Raw genomic sequence first — 18,305 nt, 5'->3', positions numbered from 1 at the left:
TGATTTTTTAAAATCCTGACTTGTCCCGATTTTACAATCAGGACAAGCCTATTAATATTGCTTACTGCAAGGTAATCTCTAATGCCAAGCCTCTCAGTTCGTGTACTAATACGTTGAATGACTCAGGGATATTAGCTTTTGGTAAGTTTTCGCCTTTTACGATGGCTTCGTATGCTTTCGCACGACCCACCACATCATCAGACTTAACTGTAAGGATTTCTTGCAGGATATGCGACGCACCGAATGCTTCTAATGCCCACACCTCCATCTCTCCGAAACGCTGACCACCAAATTGTGCTTTACCACCCAATGGCTGTTGCGTAATGAGTGAGTATGGCCCAATCGAACGGGCGTGCATTTTATCATCAACCAAGTGCCCCAGTTTCATCATATACATAATACCTACTGTTACTTTCTGGTCGAATGGCTCGCCGCTCAATCCGTTATATAGTTGCGAACGACCGAATGGTGGTAATCCTGCTTCTGCCAACTCTGCTGATACCTCTGCTTCAGTAGCACCATCAAAAATAGGAGTAGCATATTTACGGCCTAATTTACGACCCGCCAGACCTAACACAACCTCATAAAGCTGTCCGATGTTCATACGAGAAGGTACCCCAAGTGGATTCAATACGATGTCCATTGGTGTTCCGTCTTCTAAGAACGGCATATCTTCATCACGTACGATACGGGCAACAACCCCTTTGTTTCCGTGACGACCCGCCATCTTATCACCTACTTTCAGTTTACGTTTCTTAGCAATATATACTTTCGCTAATTTCACGATACCTGCCGGTAGTTCATCGCCTACTTCTAATACGAATCTTTCACGTTTGAAACGACCAATTACTTCACTACGACGAGCCAGGTAATTTTTGCTCAACGCTACCACTAACTTGTTGAGTGCCAAATCATCAGTCCAACCATCCAGAATTACATCACCTAAAAGATTTACTTCTTCCGGTACATTGTACTGGCTTTCATCAACATAATTGTTTTTATCCGGGAATAAGTTATTGGTAATATTCGAACGGTTAAATTTCATGCCTTTCGATATTAACTCATCACCAAATTTATGTTTCACCCCAGTAGTAGTTTTGCCATCAAGCAATTCTACCATTTTGTCCAACATTCTTTCACGTAGTTCAAGCAATGCTCTGCTGTGCTTTTTCATCAAAGCTTTCAACTCGTCTTTGTGTTTAGAACGTTCTTCTTTACTTGGGCGTGAGAACAATTTTGTATCGATAATCACCCCGTCCATTGATGGTGGTGCTTTTTTCGAAGCATCTTTCACATCACCAGCTTTGTCACCAAAGATAGCACGTAATAGTTTTTCTTCAGGAGTTGGGTCAGACTCACCTTTTGGTGTAATCTTACCAATCAGAATATCTCCTTCTTTTACTCTTGTACCTGTGCGAACGATACCGTTTTCGTCAAGATTTTTAACAGTTTCTTCCGAAACGTTCGGAATCTCAGCTGTTAATTCCTCTTCACCACGTTTGGTATCACGTACTTCCAATTCGTATTCTTCAATGTGAATAGAAGTAAAGATATCTTCACGTACTACTCTTTCAGAGATTACGATGGCATCCTCAAAGTTATATCCTTGCCAAGGCATGAAGGCAACCAAAAGGTTACGTCCAAGCGCAAGCTCGCCACCTTGTGTGGCATAACCCTCCACCAGAATCTGTCCTTTCTTCACCTCCTGTCCTTTCAATACTATCGGACGGATGTTGATACAAGTATCCTGGTTGGTACGACGGTGTTTAATCAGTTCGTAAGAAGTAAGGTTGGTATCGAAGCTAACCAATGTTTGTTCTTTGGTCCAGTTATAACGAACCTTGATTACATTGGCATCTACAAATTCAATCACACCATCTTCTTCTGCTACTACCAGGGTACGTGAGTCACGAGCCAGACGGCCTTCAAGACCTGTACCTACAATAGGTGCTTCAGGGCGTAATAATGGTACGGCCTGACGTTGCATGTTTGAACCCATCAAGGCACGGTTGGCATCATCGTGCTCAATGAAAGGAATCAATGATGCGGCTACCGATACAATCTGATTTGAGGCAATATCCATGTAGTCGATTGAATCCGGCGTTTTCATCGGGAAGTCCCCTTCGTAACGACATTTCAAAGTATCTACCGAGAAATTACCATCTTTATCAACGTCTGCTGTTGCCATCGCGATGTTTTTACCATCTTCTTCTTCGGCAGTCAGGTAAACCAGTTCGTTGGTTAATTTACCATTTTCAATTTTCAGGTAAGGCGTTTCGATGAAGCCCATACCATTGATTTTGGCATATGTACAAAGCGATGAAATCAAACCAATGTTTGGTCCCTCAGGAGTTTCAATGGTACACAAACGGCCATAGTGGGTATAGTGTACGTCACGAACCTCGAAACCGGCACGCTCACGGCTCAAACCTCCAGGTCCAAGAGCTGACATACGGCGTTTGTGCGTAATTTCAGCCAATGGGTTGGTCTGGTCCATGAATTGTGATAGCTGGTTGGTACCAAAGAATGAGTTAATAACCGACGAAAGTGTACGGGCATTAATCAAATCTACTGGTTTGAAATCTTCGTTATCACGAACGTTCATACGTTCTTTGATGGTACGAGCCATACGAGCCAGACCTACACCAAACTGGGCGTATAATTGCTCGCCTACTGTACGCACACGACGATTTGACAAGTGGTCGATATCATCGACTACTGCCTTAGAGTTAATAAGGCTGATTAAGAACTTAACGATTTCAACAATGTCTTCAGTGGTTAATACCCCTGTTTCCAATGGTGTGGTTAAGCCTAATTTTGTATTGACACGGTAGCGACCTACTTCTCCTAAATCATAACGTTTATCAGAGAAGAACAAACCCTGGATAATCTCACGGGCTGTTGCTTCGTCAGGTGCTTCTGTGTTACGTAACTGGCGGTAGATTTGTTCAACTGCTTCTTTTTCAGAGTTTGAACTATCGCGTTGTAAAGTATTATAGATAATATTAAATTCAGATACGTTCGCATCTTCACGGTGTAAAATCACCGATTTTTGCTCTGTATTCAAAATTGTAGCAATGTCGTTTTCAGTAATGATTGAGTCCCTCTCCAAAATCACCTCATTACGATCAATTGATACAACTTCACCTGTATCCTCATCAACGAAGTCCTCAGTCCATGTTCTTAAAACACGAGCTGCTAAACGACGACCAATAGCTTTTTCTAAAGCTGCTCTTGTGCCCGGGATTTCTTCTGAAAGACCGAAAAGGTTAAGGATTTCTTTATCAGAACCAAAACCAATGGCGCGAAGAAGCGTAGTTACAGGGAATTTTTTCTTACGGTCAATGTAAGCATACATGACGTTGTTCACATCAGTAGAGAACTCTATCCATGAACCCTTCATCGGGATTACACGGGCAGAATACAATTTGGTTCCGTTGGTATGCTTGCTCATAGAGAAGAATACGCCCGGCGAACGGTGTAGCTGTGATACAATTACACGCTCGGCACCGTTGATAACGAAAGAGCCTCTTTCGTTCATATAAGGAATATTACCTAAGAATACTTCCTGCTCGATTGTCTCGAAATCTTCGTTATCAGTGTCGTTACAAATCAAACGTAATTTGGCTTTTAAAGGCACGGCATACGTCAGACCACGGTCAATACACTCATCAACTGAGTATTTTGGTGGGTCAATAGTGTAATCAACAAACTCCAACACGTAGTTCTCGCGAGAATCGGCGATTGGAAAGTTTTCAGCAAACACATTGTAAAGGCCTTCTTTTTTGCGGCTTTCGGCTGGTGTGTCAATCTGAAAGAAATCCTGGAACGATCTTACCTGGACATCCAGAAAATCCGGATAATCTACAGATGGGTGTACCGTTGCAAAACTTTTTCTACCGTTTACTGTCAGACTCAAGGTTTTGAAAGTTTTAAGTTTATAATTTTTTTAAACTAAGCTGTTTACTATCAGCGACAAGCAGACTCGTACTCCTGAACAAAGAGTCAAATATTGAGGCTATAAAACAAGCTGAAAATATATATTTCGTAGTGAAGAAGATGATTGGCCCTGTGCAACTGCCCTACGGAAAACAAGCTGTGTATCGGACAAAAATCTCATGAATGATAAGCGCTGTTAAAGAGAGTATCGCTAAATAAGGTGCGAAATTATATAATAACAACTGAAATTGCAAATATTTATTATAGAAATGTGTGTAATATTTGAAATATTTTTGTATTGGGTAAATTTCTGTCCTATTTCACATGGTTGGAAGGTCAGCGAATAAATTCGCCGGCTAAGATAACAAAGGATTGATTTTATATGTAAGCCGGACTTAAGTCCGGCGAGGTATGCAAAAAGACCCGCGCGGCGTCCGCTTTGTTGTTTTAGACCCCGAATTCATTCGGGGAGCCTTGGGAAAGTAAGTCAATTATGCAAAAATCTGCCCCTCTATTTCATCATCCCATAAAAAAGCCTGACCTTTGTATTTTTTAGGATATAGAATTAGGATAATATGAAATACCATAGAGTATTGGTTGAAGCCATTGTGTATGCCTTACAGCAGATTTTTATAGAGGGTCGTCAGGCAGACAAAGTAATAGAATATGTATTGAAATCGAATAAAAAATGGGGTAGCCGTGATAGAGCCTTCATTGCCGAGAATACCTATGAGATTGTTCGTTGGTGGCGCCTATTGAAATTCGTTACGCAATTATCTGATACGAAAATAGAAGAGGCGGCGCAATTCTGGCATTTATTTGCTGCGTGGCGGGTTTTGCAGGGCGATAAGCTACCTGACTGGCAGGAATTTTCTAAAGTCAACGCCAAACACATATCAGCCCGATTGGAAGAAGCCCAACAATCAAGAAAAATAAAGGAATCAATACCCGACTGGTTAGACACCATTGGCGAGCAGGAATTAGGCGAAGAATGGAATGCCGAACTACAAGCCATGAACAAGCAAGCGCCTGTTGTGCTACGTACCAATACCCTCAAAACCAGTCAGATGGATTTACGTAAAAAGTTTCATGAAATTGGTATTGAAACGGATACGCTTCCGGGTGTTAGTGATGCTTTGGTTTTACAAAAAAGAGCTAATGTGTTTTCTACAGAAGCTTTTAAAAATGGCCTTTTTGAGGTACAAGATGCCGGAAGCCAGTTAATTGCGCCGTTTCTGGAAGTACAACCTGGTATGCGTGTGATAGATGCCTGCGCAGGTGCCGGAGGTAAAACACTACATCTGGCAACATTGATGGAAAACAAGGGCAGAATTATAGCAATGGATGTTGAAGAGTACAAGCTACAGGAATTACAAAGACGCGCCAGACGTAATGGCATCGGCAATGTAGAGACTAAGCTGATTGAAGCCAAAACAATTAAAAGGCTGAAAGAAAGTGCAGACCGATTGCTATTAGATGTACCCTGCTCAGGTTTGGGTGTGTTAAGACGTAACCCAGATGCCAAGTGGAAATTAAAGCCAGAGTTTTTAGATAATATCAAGAAAACACAAAGCGAGATAATTACCAACTACTCAAAAATGCTGAAACATGGAGGCAGAATGGTATATGCTACTTGTAGTATTTTACCTTCGGAGAGTGAAGAACAGGTTCAGAAATTTCTTTCTCAAAATTTAGAATATCAACTTATTAAAGAACAACGCACCTCCCCTGCCGTTGATGGATTTGATGGTTTTTATATGGCATTGATTGAAAGAAAATAGTAAACCCCTTCTCTCAAATTATGATATAAAAAAGAGTAGCACTGATAACTATCAAATGCTACTCTTTAATATATTATGAATATTTGAATCGTTAGCTTATCCTGTCAATTAGATATTTTTCTTTTTTGAAGCAGCGCTTTTACCTGTGCTTAGCAATTGGTCAGCCTCTGTATATCCTAAAACTGATTTTACTACCTTACCATTATTAGGGTCAATAAAGAATAAAGTCGGATAACCTCTTACTTCATAAATACTTGATAATCTCATACCTTCGTCGCTTTCCATATCTATCGCAGCATTCACGAAGTTCTGATTGAAAAACTCTCCTAATTGTTTATCAGGGAATACTCTTGCCTGAAGCATCTTACATGGGCCACACCAGGTTGTGTAAGCATCCATAAAAATAAGTTTTTTCTCTGCTTTAGCTTTTTTGATTAGTTCTTTCCAGGAAGTTTTTTCTTCGAATTTGATCCCTGATGTTGAAGAGGCGTGTTGAGCAAAGGTTGACAAACTAAGTAATAGTCCAAGGGTAGTAACCAATAATTTTTTGTTCATTTGCAAGAAAAGATTTGAATTTTATACAAGATTAACGATAAAACTTTGGCGTTTAGTTTCTTAGCATTAAAATAATGCAAATTTTGCACCAAATTATATATGCCAATCATAAAATTCTATCATGAAACACCTGTTTGTCCTGTATTTGGTTTTATTGAAAATTAATTAATACCCTCAAAATCAAATACAGAAAACCGCCGAAATTACCGTTAAGTAAAAAAAAAGCATTGTTTTTTATTCTGTTTTTGGAAATACAATCACTCCTTTTTAACATCGTATGTATAAATACCCGCACCTTTATTTTCTAAGGGTAGAGTTTAACCAGACCTCTCTTGCTCGTATTTAATTCTTCACCTTTGGCTCTCTTCGATAAGCTAAACTTCTCTGGTCCTTATTAATAATTATCAAATAAATCACAAAACTCATGAAAACAACAATTAAATTACTCTTCTTAAGCACATTCTTTGCTTTGAATGCCTGTAGCAAAAACGAATCCACACCTGATCCAACATCTGCAATAGTTGATAAATGGTGGTGCGACTCTAATAATGTACTGGCTTCTCAATATTTCAAATCAGACGGAACATTTGAACAAGGCTCCAAGACAGGAGGAACAAATAATGATAAAGGAAAATGGAGTTTGTCGTCTGATAAGAAAAAAATTATTATTACCAATGTAGTAGGTAAAACTCAGACACTGACCAACTGGGAATATGAATTAATATCTTCTTCTTCCAATAATCTTGAAATGAACTTTGCCTCATTTGGCATTAAAATGTCAATGATTGTTTGTCCATAAATTTTCCCCCTGATTAGCAAAAAACACCTCATACTTTTAATATTCCAGAAAATAAGCCCTTTGTGGGCTTTTTCCTTTTAATGTAAAATGTATTACTTAGTTCTCATGTATAATTTAAATGAATAAATTATTTTTGTAAGAAGGTAATACTCAAATGAATACTTTCAAATCATCTGATAACTTGTCAAAAGCATTCTTTCAATACTAATACAATCAGCTCCACTATGAAAAAACTCTTCTTCCTCTTCACTCTATCTTATACCACTTTTGCTCAATCGAATCAGAAAAAAATTGATTCGGTAAGAGTACTACTCGAAAAAGCATATAACGAAAAAAATTCTGCTAAGATTTTTGAATTGGCAGGTGAGACTTTTCAGAAGCAATTACCTGAAACAGAAATTAACAAAGTAATCAATCAATTAAATGCCCAGTTAGGTGCCTGGAAGTCGTCGGAATTTCAGAAAAATACAGATGGTGTTGCGCAATATAAAGGAACCTTTGAAAAAGCTAATCAGAATGTTCTATTAAGTTTAGATAAACAGGACAAGATTTCTACCCTGTTTTTCCAACCTTATACCGGAGATAAACCTAAAAAAGATTATCCCGTAGCTACTGATAATAAAATGACTACGCCTTTAGATATGAGAGTAGACAGTGTAGTCAGACCCTATATTCAGTGGAAACATACCGCTAGCGTGGCCATTGCTGTTATTAAAGATGGTAAGGTATATACCTATAATTATGGTGAAACCAAAAGAGATAATAAGACTCTACCTGACCCGGATAAAACTTTATATGAAATTGGTTCTATTAGTAAGACTTTTACAGCCACACTATTAGCTGAGGAAGTAGTTAAAGGCAAAATGTCGCTTGAAGACCCCATCAACAAATACCTGCCTGATTCTATCGGTAATATGGCTTATAAAGACGTACCGATTACGCTCAAAACCTTATCCAATCATAGTTCGGGTTTCCCTCGCCTGCCTATTAATTTGTATAAACAAGGCGACCCTATCAACGACCCATACAAAAATTATGATACCCAAAGGATGTTTACCTATCTGAAAAACTTTAAGCCATTCCGTGAAGTTGGTGTCAACTACGAGTACTCCAATTTCGCAGTAGGTCTTTTGGGGCAGATTCTGGCTACCTACAATCATACTTCTTACGAAAAGTTATTACAAGAACGTATTACCAAGCCTTTGAAAATGAAAAATACCTTTATTACCATACCAGCAGACCAGGCCGTGAATTTTGCCCAAGGCTATAATGAGAAAGGAGAAGCCACTTCTGCATGGGATTTAAATACCTTAGCAGGGGCAGGTGGGATACGTTCTACGATAAACGACTTAGTGAAGTATATCAATGCCCAAATGGACAAAGCCCCTGAAAAGCTACAAAAAGCGATTGATCTGACACATCAGGTTACTTTTGAAAAAGGCCAGACCATTGTTGGTTTAGGCTGGCATACAGGTAAAATGAAAGAACAAACCATCTTTCAACACTCAGGCGGCACCGGAGGATTCAGAACATTGGTAGCTTTTGATAAGGAAAATAAAATCGGTGTCGTCGTATTGTCTAATACCGCTGAGGAAGTGGCGCCGATTGGGTTTGAGTTGTTGAAGAAGTAGGAATATAAAAATATGATAGAGTTAACGATTGACAATCACAATCAACAATTTGTATTAGAAATTAAGGATTTGGGGCTTAAAGAGCATTCAGATTTTTATTGGTTCGTATGGGACAACGGTCTTGTTGAGGAAGAGAATATTCTTTTAGAAAATCAAATCCAAAACTTGATGAACTGGCATGAAAGAATTTTAGGGCTTTCATCAGGAGAGATTTACTTACCTTTTGATTTTTCTGACCAATATCTCGGCTGTTTCAGACTTTCAAAGGTCAATAGCGACTTTGTAATGAGCTATGGTATTTTTGATAATGTACACGCAGCATCTCCGTCTTATTGCCGGCCGTTATATCGTACAAAAGATATGGGCAATTTTATCGAAACACTATCACCTGTTAAAATCAATGTCAAGGAGTTACTAAACGATATTGAAAGAATTGTTTCTGACTTATTTAAAGAACTTTCTTCTTAAATTTAAAAATTCTCAATCAATGCTGATGCCCAGTACTATGGCAAGCCCTTTTATGAAAATACCAGTTCAACCCATAAGCCGAGGCCATTAGTAAGCCGCCAGTTACGTTGAAAAACATTTCATAGGCTTGGGGTACAAAGAAGATACCCAGAATATTGAAGATTAAGGCAACTAAAAGAAGCCTGAGCGGTGTAGGATTATGATGATTTTTATAATCTTTTCTCAACAAGAAAATAGCTAAACCTGCACTGATACCAATCAGCAAAATCTCGGATTGCTCGCTGATGGCATACTTACCTAAATAAGGCAATGAAGTAAGAATAAATGGCATAGCCAGACAATGCACCGTGCAAAGAATAGATAGCCACAGCCCTACTTTATTGAGATTATGATAATGAGTGAATATTTTTCGCATAAGCATGAGAAATTGTGTCACCAGTTGATTGAATCCCCGAAACCGTAACACAAATGTACAACAAATATGCAACACTATTGCAAATATTTTAGTTCATCATCAAAAAAGACTTTCTTATTATTAAGGCTGAACGCCCAGTTTTATCAGGTTATTACGGGCATCCACATAGTTCGGGTTGCGCTTCATTACTTCTTTCAGGTCTCTGATAGCCCCCTCAGTATCTCCTAAGCTATAACGAGCCACAGCTCTATCGTTATACGCCGTATCTACCGACATTCCCAGATCTATCATGCGGGTATAGTCATTGTAAGCTTCTTTAAACTTATTAGCTTTCAGATTAGCAAAGGCACGCATACCCAGATAAGCCGTTTTGTTCTCGCCTTTGTCCATAGCGGTGGTGAAATCACTGGCTGCCTGCGCAAAATTTCCGGCGTCACGGTTAGCTATACCGCGGTTATAGTAAGCCACAAATTTGCGGTGCTCAGGAGATTTATCGATACTCTTCTGATAAAAATCCAAAGCCTTTTTATAATCTCCTTTCAGGTAATAAGCATTGGCCAATGCTCCCATCAAAGCATAAGAATCTACTCCTTTTGAAAGCGCATATTCACCATAGAGCAGTACATTATTGATTTCGCCCGAACGGCCATAATGGTTAGCCAGGTTTTCGTTTACTACGGGTGAGGTAGGCTCGAATTTATAAGAGTTGGCAAATAGAGTCCCTGTATCTTTATAAGTAAGCGTCTGTTTGTAGGTCAGATACATAAAAATAACTGCCACTACGGCACTTCCACCTAAAAGCAGATTCTTTGATTGTATTTTCTGATTAAGGAAATAAAATACTATAAAAATCCCTCCGAAATACGGGATATATGCATAACGCTCTGCCAGAATTGCCCCCCCTACTGAAAGGAATTGCAGTACAAGGAGTATCGTAAAGAAGAAAAAGAAAATACTAAAAAAGACGAATTTCTGGCGTTTATAGGCAAACACCCCCAAACCCAGAATAATAAATGCCCACACAGGTGAAGTAACAAACTGAATGGCATTGTAATCACCTGTACCCGGATAACTATAGAAATTATGTTGGTTGATGGGTACAAATAATTTGTAGATATAGACCAAAAATCCATAGAAGCCGAACTTCAGTTTTGTGCCCATATCAAACACATTGGCAATGGCCACATCGGCAGTCATTTTTTCGATTCTGCCCCCTAAATTACCTCCCCCTTGTATATGTACTGCCAAAGCACCAAATAGCAAAGCGACTATAAAAAAAGGAATCTTTGAAGTGATGTTTTTAACAGTCAGGAATCCTCTGTCATACCAATAATCAATCAGTAATAGAACTAATGGCAACACTACCGCCATTGCTTTAGATAAACAGGAAAGTACAAAGAAAACAAAACAATAGATATAGTATTTGCGCTGGTTTTGCTCCAGAAACTTCACATACTGAATACAGGCCAGAAAGAAGAAAAGCGTATATAAGACGTCTTTACGCTCTGATACCCACGTAACCGACTCAACATGCATCGGATGAATACCCCAGAAAAGTGCTACTAAAAAACTCACCAGTATATTGTTTCGGGTAAGCTGGCGGGTAAACTGAAAAATCAATAAAGTATTAGCCAAATGAATAAGTGTATTGACCACAATAAAAGAAGTGGCCGCTTTACCAAACAAAGCAGAATTAAGCCACAAAGTGGCCATCGTGAGTGGGTGGTAGTTTAAAGCACACTCTACTCCTAACAGGCGAATCAGGTTAGCAAAAGTGGGATTTTGTACCATGATGTTTTCTGTTACGTACATATTGTCGTCCCACAGCACAAAATCATTCGAGAATCCTGCCCAGAATGCAACTAACACGGCTACTGCAATAATAATTGAAGCCATAACCGGATTCAACGAAAAGCCATCATTGAGTGATTGTGTTGAGAGGGTTGCCGCAGCCGGAGTTGGTCTTGTTGATTGGGTTGGAGTACTTTGTTTAGGTTTTTGTTTACTTTTAGCCATTTTAAATACTATTTGGATTCTCATCAGCGAATATAGCAATTTCTTTGCCAATTGCACAAAGTGAAATGGTGAGCATTGTAACAACACCCACCATTTTATCATTAAAATCCGTCTTTCTCTGCTTCAGTTTTCTTTTTAGCCTCTTCTTTTTTCGGGGTTTCATCTTTAGGCACTGCCGCTAACTTCTTAGGATCTGTTTTCTTGGCTTTGGCTGTTTCTTTAATACCCCTGTAGGTTTCTAAAAACACCTTTCTGAATAGAATGGCCTCTGAGTAATCAACCGCAATTACCTGATAACTTTTGTCTTTTTTCTTCTCACCTTTCGTTACCAGTGCATTAAAGGCATCATCAGAAGAAATAATCCCCATTTCACCTTCTTTATAACCAAAATAATACCAGTTTTCGCCTGATAGTTCCAGGAATATATACATTTCATCGCCTCCTACAGGGTTTTTCCGAATCTCCACATAGCCATCTACCATAGCATTAATATCTGTTTCGCCAATATTTGAAATACCTAATTTCCCCACACTTCTATAAGCATTTTGTTTAGGCTCCCATTGCAGTTTCAGATTACTGAATACCATTGTATTCAGGAACCTGGGTGAGAATTTAAACAAAGGCACATACTCTTTGGCCGAACGCATCTTATAATCTTCTATATCTTTATCTCCCACAATATGCCCGATTTTCGATATTAACTCTGGCGAGTTAAGTTCAATGGCAGCTTCGTTCACACCTTCATCTAAATTAGTTTTCACTATTTTAGTAGCCATATTAGCTAAGATAGGCTGAGCAACCGGGAAATTAACCATCATCAGTGTATTAAACTCATGTTTGGCAGTATCTAAACGTAATTTGGCAAAACCAGAGGTTTGCAAATATTGAGCAAGGTCAGGGCTCAGAAGATTGAACTTGCCTTCAAGATTAATAATCCCTTTATCTTCTATCAATTCATATGTATTGCTGATAGGTGCTTTCTCTCCATCAGGTTTAATACTAAACAACTTGTTAGGCTCATCCCGACGCAATACACCCGTAGTAACGAAAACATCCTGATCTTCATCTGTTTCCTTAGCCGAAAGAAATGTCGGATACAAGCCGTTACTGGTAGCAGTAGTTCTGAAATGTAAACCGGCAAAAAGCAGAGATTCATTACTTTTCAGATTCTTGTCAACCGTAATCGCTACTTCCTCAGATTTATCTCCTTTATACGGAATCCAGTATCCTCCCAATTTTGGATACTTTTTCAATACAGGTAGCACAAAACCATCTAAAGTTAAATTCTTAACAGGTGCCGACATGGCGATTTCTCCCTGATAAATAATTTTAGGCGAAAGGTACAAACTATCACGTTCTTTAACTGTAGCATGAGCAAAGGTTGAGTAGCCTTTCTCTTTAGTTTTCTTGCCATCAGTACCTGCAATCAGATTTACTTCTTTCAGCTCAAAATCGCCCATCTTGATATTGAACGTATCCTTCTTCACATTTACAAACTGATAGGAAGCATCTCCTGTAAATTTATTTTTAGAAAGAATCTGAATATTACCATTCCGAAGATTATGATAGCCATTCAACGTATCTATTGTCAGACGGGCATTCTTAAATGGCAGAATTTCAGCATTTCCACGAATAGCCACCTGCCCCTTATCAGGAATAATCCTGGCATCAGCCGATTTAATGAATGGCACCCCACCAATATTAAAAGTCAGCTGCTCAATGTCATACATGGCAGAGCTACCGTTAAAAGCCAGCCCCTCTTGCACCGCATTGGTTGAAGTAAATACCGAAGTAGCCACATCACCTTTCATACTGATCTGCTTCTTCTTGATATTCCATTCGGCACGGTCTATATTGGTTTTGTAAGCAGCATACGGAAATTCAAAAGAAGATTGTTGCGTACTATCGTTAAAATTACCTTCGTTGGTAGCAATGTTCACAATACTTGTATTCACATTGAAATTCACATTCACATTTCTGCCTAATAATACCGATTTTGAAGAGGCGGTTGCCGATTTAATACTGAACTGAGACTTATCAGCAATAAAGCCTTCTTTATTAAATTTAAACTGGTCAGAACCCGTCTCCGAGTCTGTTCGAATCAGTTTACCTAAACCAAATAAACCACCTTTTCGTACTAATATCTGCCCTTTTAACGAGGATGAGCCTGCATAGAAATTAAAACCTTCCTTAGAGGCAATCAGCATAGAATCAGCCTTTGGTATCCATTTCAGGGTATAATCTTTGATTTCTACCTGCGGAAAATAAGAAGCCCCTGCCTTATTGGTCTCTACCACTTTACCTTGTTCGCCTTTAGCTAATAATGAATCAGTAGCGAAGAAAATTTCTTTCGCTGTGAGTGTAGCTGCCAGATGCTTAATGTCGCCTTCTGTATGTAATCCTTTGCCGTCCATAATAAGCGCAGAGGCAAATTTTACTGAAGTTTCATTACCAAAAACCGGATAGATTCCTGTAGGCACTTTATGAGAAAATCCGATAGTGGTATCAGGCATGATCCGTAGCTTTTCTTTGAATGGCTTGAATATATTGCCCGAATGAAAAGTTCCGGCAAACTCCATATCTTTTACATTCAGACTATCGAAATCAATTTTTGGCACTTCAAATCGCACTTCTCTATTATATGCTTTTTTCCCTCTGAAATCATCATCAAAATACACAATAGTACCCTTTTCTATTTTTAGTATAGGATATTGCGGAAGAGACTGCTTGCCTGATTTGTTATCAGGTTTATTCAGATATACAACCCCCGGATTATCATACTTAATTTTCCCGCCGATCTCTCTTCTCCCTCCTTTGGCATAAACAGCCGGAGGTGTAAAAGTAATAGAGTCTATCTTTGGTAGCATAAGCATATATTTCTCGTAATCAAACACTAAATCCTGACCTGAAAACCGATAGTTTTTGGCTTTAAACTGTCCATTAAACGTAAAGGTTCTATTCTTACCTACTTTAATAATCTTATCATAAGGAGCAATAAAAGCCCTTAACGAATCACTCAGATTAAACCGTTTAATCCCCCTTATTACCAGACTCTTATCACTCAGGTTTAAAGTCGCATTGGCTGTAGAATCTTTACTTGTACCATAAATAGATGGAATTAATATCTCATCAAAATCTTTTTTACCTGTATTGGCTAACAGATAGTGTTGACCTTTAGGAGTGATATTATACAGGTCAGTAGTTGGATTATAATAGACAAACCCTTGTTGCACCGCCACCATCAATCCCGATTTAAGCACTTGTGGCGATATTCTGTTATTATTAAAAGCTGCTACATCGGCTACACTAAAAACAGGTTTATTATTTTTTTGCACAAAATTTGATGCTACCAATAAAGGATTAAAGCCGCCGCCACTACTTAAGCCAAAAAGTCTTTGTGAGTCAAAGAAATCCAGAGATTCAAATACTGCCGGAATCTGTGTTCTGCCTGATACAATATAAAAATCCATCTTACCTTCTACCAAGCTCCAGCGCATGGCATCACATTTGATGCTCATCTGATGATAACTATCGGTAAAAGTAGCATCTTTAAAACCACCTGCCTCTACTTTATTTAATCGCAAAACACCATCAGTCGGTACGTAGTGCATTTTAATGGCAGGATGATAAATGGAGTCTGTTCCGATATAGGTAACAAAGCTGGCATTCTGCGAGCTGATAAACGCATCGTTGATTTCAAACCGGGTACTTGTGGTCTTAAAAGCTACTTTATTCTCTTGCCTGACAGTAATAGTAGAATAAGAATTTTGTACTGAAGAAGAGAAAATCCGTTTGCCTATAATAGAGAACCCACCTTTGTATTCAATACTCTTGTCAATATTCTTAATGAATGCGTCGCTTTGATAAGACATAAACCGAGGGTAACTTGCCTGTGCATTTTTTGCACGCTTTTCGCCTTTAAACTCCAATACGCCTTTAACAGGGGCTGTCAGGCGTTCAGAATAAGTCAAGATAACATCTTCCCCAACAAATCGTGGATTACGGATTTCAAAAGTATAATCCCCCAATACGGCAGATATTTGCGGTAAACCTAAATTCTCCCATGTAATTGTCCCCCCCTTACCCACAAAAGTACCTTCTTTTAAAGCAACAGTACCCGAAGTTACAGCAATCGTAGCAGAGTCGCTGGCAGTTGCCATAATCAGGTCTACATTATTCAACTCTATAGCTACCCCGTTTAATACAGGCATAGGCTTTTTGTTAAAATCTTCTAAAGCCTGAACAGCCGTAGGAGTTTGAACTGTATTTGGGGTGTCCCAGCTATCAAAATATTTTGAATCTTCTGGCTGAACAGTTGTTGTATTTCCGTTAGGTGCTGGTTGTTGCACAGAAATAGTTTCCTGAACCTTATTATCCAAAAACTTAAAATCAAAAGTACCTCCAAGGGCATACAATCGGTTAAAACCCGAAGCATAAAGTCTCCGTTTCTCTAAAAAGTCTTTAATAGTCTCCAAAATTCTGGTGGCAGTTTTTAAGTCATAGAGGTCAACCGTTTTTTGCGTGATACTAAGAAAATTATCCAGCTTTGCATCATCGTACTTTTCCTGGTCAATTACCTTGTCAATAATCAAAAAGAAGTAATAGAACTGTGCCATTTTATGACCTTTAACACCCATTTTTTTGGTTGTATTCATCAGAATAGCTTTCTGATTGGCACTAAAACGGCTTGTCCAATACGACTCAAATTTATTCCCCATCGCAATGGCTATCGCATTATTATCTGTTGCCATTACTGTTTTTATCTCGCTGATAAAGGTTTGTGGATTGTCCGATAACCTGACTGACTGTGCTTTTGCAGAAAAAGACAAAAGAATCCCACAACAGAAGATGATAGAAAGATGCCGCATAAGTGAAAGAGCAGCGAGTATTTTCGCCTTTTTAATTTACTGATATTTAAAAACGACCGCCGCCCAGTTATTCTTGCTTAACTGAGCTACTTTTTTTAAACCAACCGACTCGGCAACTGTTTGAATATCAGCTATATCTTTTTCATAAAAACCACTCACAATTAATTCCCCTCCTTGTTTCAGAAATGTTACATAGGCAGGTATCTGGCTCATCAGAATATTCCTGTTGATATTGGCCAGTACAATATCATAAATACCCTTTGGTTCGTCTTCAATAGTACCCTGTCTTACGCTTATATTTGTCGCGTCATTTAATTGAATATTTTCGAGGGTATTCTCTACCGACCACTCATCAATATCAAAAGCACTGATATGTGAAGCGCCCAATTTTGAGGCCAATACCGCCAGAATACCCGTACCTGTGCCTACATCAAGCAATTTTTTATTGGCATGGTCAGTATTTAATTGATGCTCCATTACCATAGAAGTAGTCTCATGATGCCCCGTACCAAACGACATCTTAGGAGTAATAATAATCTCATAAGGGAAATCAGGCTTGGGTTCATGAAAATCAGCCCTTACATAAATTTGTGCCCCTATCTGAATTGGCTGAAAATTCTTTTCCCATTCTTCGTTCCAGTTCTGACGAACAACCTTCCTGAATTGATACGATATGGCCGTTCGGCCTGCATAATCTTCCAGCATTTGCTTCACAGCCATATCATCAAAAATCTCTTCCTGAACATAAGCTTCTAAACCATCTTCTGTCTCAACAAAAGATTCAAAGCCCAACTCGCCCAATTCTGCCATCAGAATCTCGACAAAATCAGCATCTGTTTGTAGTAATAATTCTATATAATCCATGCCGTAAAGTTCGGAAATTCTTTCTGAATTTCTATCAATGCCTGATAGGCACTTTTACTTCTGTATTCTCCCAGCGTAATAGCATGTCGCTTCCACCATCTGCCGCAATAAAATCAATTTTAAATTGCTCTACAGTTTCAGCAGTTTTTACTGCCGGCACATCTACTCTCATCACATCTTTCGATTCGTCATACATTGTACCCCACTGGCCAGTTTGTCCGTTAAAAATAATCATCCAGTTATCAGCATTAGGGATTGTCCAGAGTGTGTATTTTCCTGCTTTCAGAGGCTTATCCGCAACTTTCACATCTTGTTTTATCTCAAAGAGGGTAGCTTCATTAGCACCTGTACGCCACACCTTGCCATAAGGTACCAGTTGGCCAAAAATCACACGGTCTTTTTTATAAGGTTGGCAATAATCAACCTGAACAGATAACCCATTCTGATCGAACCTGGCAGTATCAGCAGGACTTTTGCTTTTGGTAAAAGTCATATACCCAAAAAACGCAAGGGCTAAAACAACCACACTAATTAGGATAATTTTTACAGTTTTATTCATTTTTCAAAGGTTTTATGGTTAAAAGGCTAACATTGTGCTATTATCAAAAAGTTCGGGACTTACATAAACAAATTGTTTTAATTTTATGTATTTTCATTGTTAATTAAAATTAAATAAAGTTTTTCGCTGATTTGATTTCAGAAAACAACAATTTTGCATCGGGAACATGGAAGATAGCTTTAAGAAGAAAAAATTGGTAAAACAAAACCGAAACGAACGTTTATTTAATTAAAATACCAAACCACCTCTATCAGGATCGTTGATTAACAGTATGTTTAAAAACCGTGATTCGATAGGTAAAGGCATCATTTTTGGAATGAAAAACAAATTTTAAACGTACGCTAATGGAACAAATTCCGTTAAAATTAAGGTTAATTAAATAAATTTGAGCGTTTAGCTGGCAAAAACAA

11 protein-coding genes are annotated in these 18,305 nt (G+C 38.6%); 4 read left to right on the top strand and 7 right to left on the bottom strand.

From position 1 onward, the window contains the following. Positions 1-61: 61 nt before the first annotated feature. Positions 62-3,919: a DNA-directed RNA polymerase subunit beta gene (rpoB, locus tag H1R81_RS25120; RefSeq protein ID WP_181843510.1), complete on the bottom strand. Its 3,858-nt coding sequence runs from the start codon at positions 3,917-3,919 to the stop codon at positions 62-64. 595 nt (positions 3,920-4,514) lie between these two features. On the opposite strand from rpoB, the gene H1R81_RS25115 reads away from it, so the two are divergent. After that, on the top strand, positions 4,515-5,720 hold the full coding sequence (locus H1R81_RS25115) for an RsmB/NOP family class I SAM-dependent RNA methyltransferase (protein ID WP_181843509.1): 1,206 nt from the start codon (positions 4,515-4,517) through the stop codon (positions 5,718-5,720). Between the two features lie 108 nt (positions 5,721-5,828). On the opposite strand, the gene H1R81_RS25110 is transcribed toward H1R81_RS25115, so the two are convergent. Continuing rightward, a complete protein-coding gene (locus H1R81_RS25110) occupies positions 5,829-6,275 on the bottom strand; it encodes a thioredoxin domain-containing protein (protein ID WP_181843508.1) in 447 nt (148 codons plus the stop codon). Between the two features lie 424 nt (positions 6,276-6,699). Here H1R81_RS25110 and H1R81_RS25105 point away from each other — a divergent pair, with 424 nt between their 5' ends. The 3 genes from H1R81_RS25105 (at position 6,700) to H1R81_RS25095 (ending at position 9,173) form a co-directional block, all read left to right on the top strand. Further along, positions 6,700-7,074 carry a hypothetical protein gene (locus H1R81_RS25105; protein WP_181843507.1) on the top strand — a complete coding sequence of 125 codons (375 nt, stop codon included), beginning with the start codon at positions 6,700-6,702 and terminating at the stop codon, positions 7,072-7,074. 224 nt (positions 7,075-7,298) lie between these two features. Further along, positions 7,299-8,705 carry a serine hydrolase gene (locus H1R81_RS25100; RefSeq protein ID WP_181843506.1) on the top strand — a complete coding sequence of 469 codons (1,407 nt, stop codon included), beginning with the start codon at positions 7,299-7,301 and terminating at the stop codon, positions 8,703-8,705. Between the two features lie 12 nt (positions 8,706-8,717). Then, the gene (locus H1R81_RS25095) at positions 8,718-9,173 is read left to right on the top strand and encodes a hypothetical protein (protein ID WP_181843505.1); all 456 of its coding nucleotides are present in this window, start codon (positions 8,718-8,720) and stop codon (positions 9,171-9,173) included. A 16-nt stretch (positions 9,174-9,189) separates the two neighbouring features. Here the strand turns inward: H1R81_RS25095 and H1R81_RS25090 are convergent, their stop codons facing one another. The 5 genes from H1R81_RS25090 to H1R81_RS25070 all read right to left on the bottom strand — a co-directional run bounded on the left by H1R81_RS25090 (position 9,190) and on the right by H1R81_RS25070 (position 17,895). Beyond that, a complete protein-coding gene (locus tag H1R81_RS25090) occupies positions 9,190-9,588 on the bottom strand; it encodes a MerC domain-containing protein (RefSeq protein ID WP_181843504.1) in 399 nt (132 codons plus the stop codon). A 120-nt stretch (positions 9,589-9,708) separates the two neighbouring features. Then, positions 9,709-11,604, bottom strand: a complete 1,896-nt coding sequence (locus H1R81_RS25085; RefSeq protein WP_181843503.1) for a tetratricopeptide repeat protein — start codon at positions 11,602-11,604, stop codon at positions 9,709-9,711. A gap of 101 nt (positions 11,605-11,705) precedes the next feature. Then, on the bottom strand, positions 11,706-16,472 hold the full coding sequence (locus H1R81_RS25080) for a hypothetical protein (protein WP_181843502.1): 4,767 nt from the start codon (positions 16,470-16,472) through the stop codon (positions 11,706-11,708). A gap of 36 nt (positions 16,473-16,508) precedes the next feature. Then, positions 16,509-17,336, bottom strand: a complete 828-nt coding sequence (prmA, locus tag H1R81_RS25075; protein ID WP_181843501.1) for a 50S ribosomal protein L11 methyltransferase — start codon at positions 17,334-17,336, stop codon at positions 16,509-16,511. 34 nt (positions 17,337-17,370) lie between these two features. Then, complete coding sequence (locus H1R81_RS25070) at positions 17,371-17,895, bottom strand: DUF2911 domain-containing protein (protein ID WP_181843500.1); 525 nt, start codon at positions 17,893-17,895, stop codon at positions 17,371-17,373. Between the last annotated feature and the right edge of the window lie 410 nt (positions 17,896-18,305).

Origin of the sequence: Emticicia sp. BO119, assembly GCF_013912375.1 — a bacterium.
Lineage (GTDB): Bacteria > Bacteroidota > Bacteroidia > Cytophagales > Spirosomataceae > Emticicia.
The sequence above is the reverse complement of the archived record's forward strand: the minus strand, read 5'-3'. Positions and strand labels throughout refer to the sequence as shown.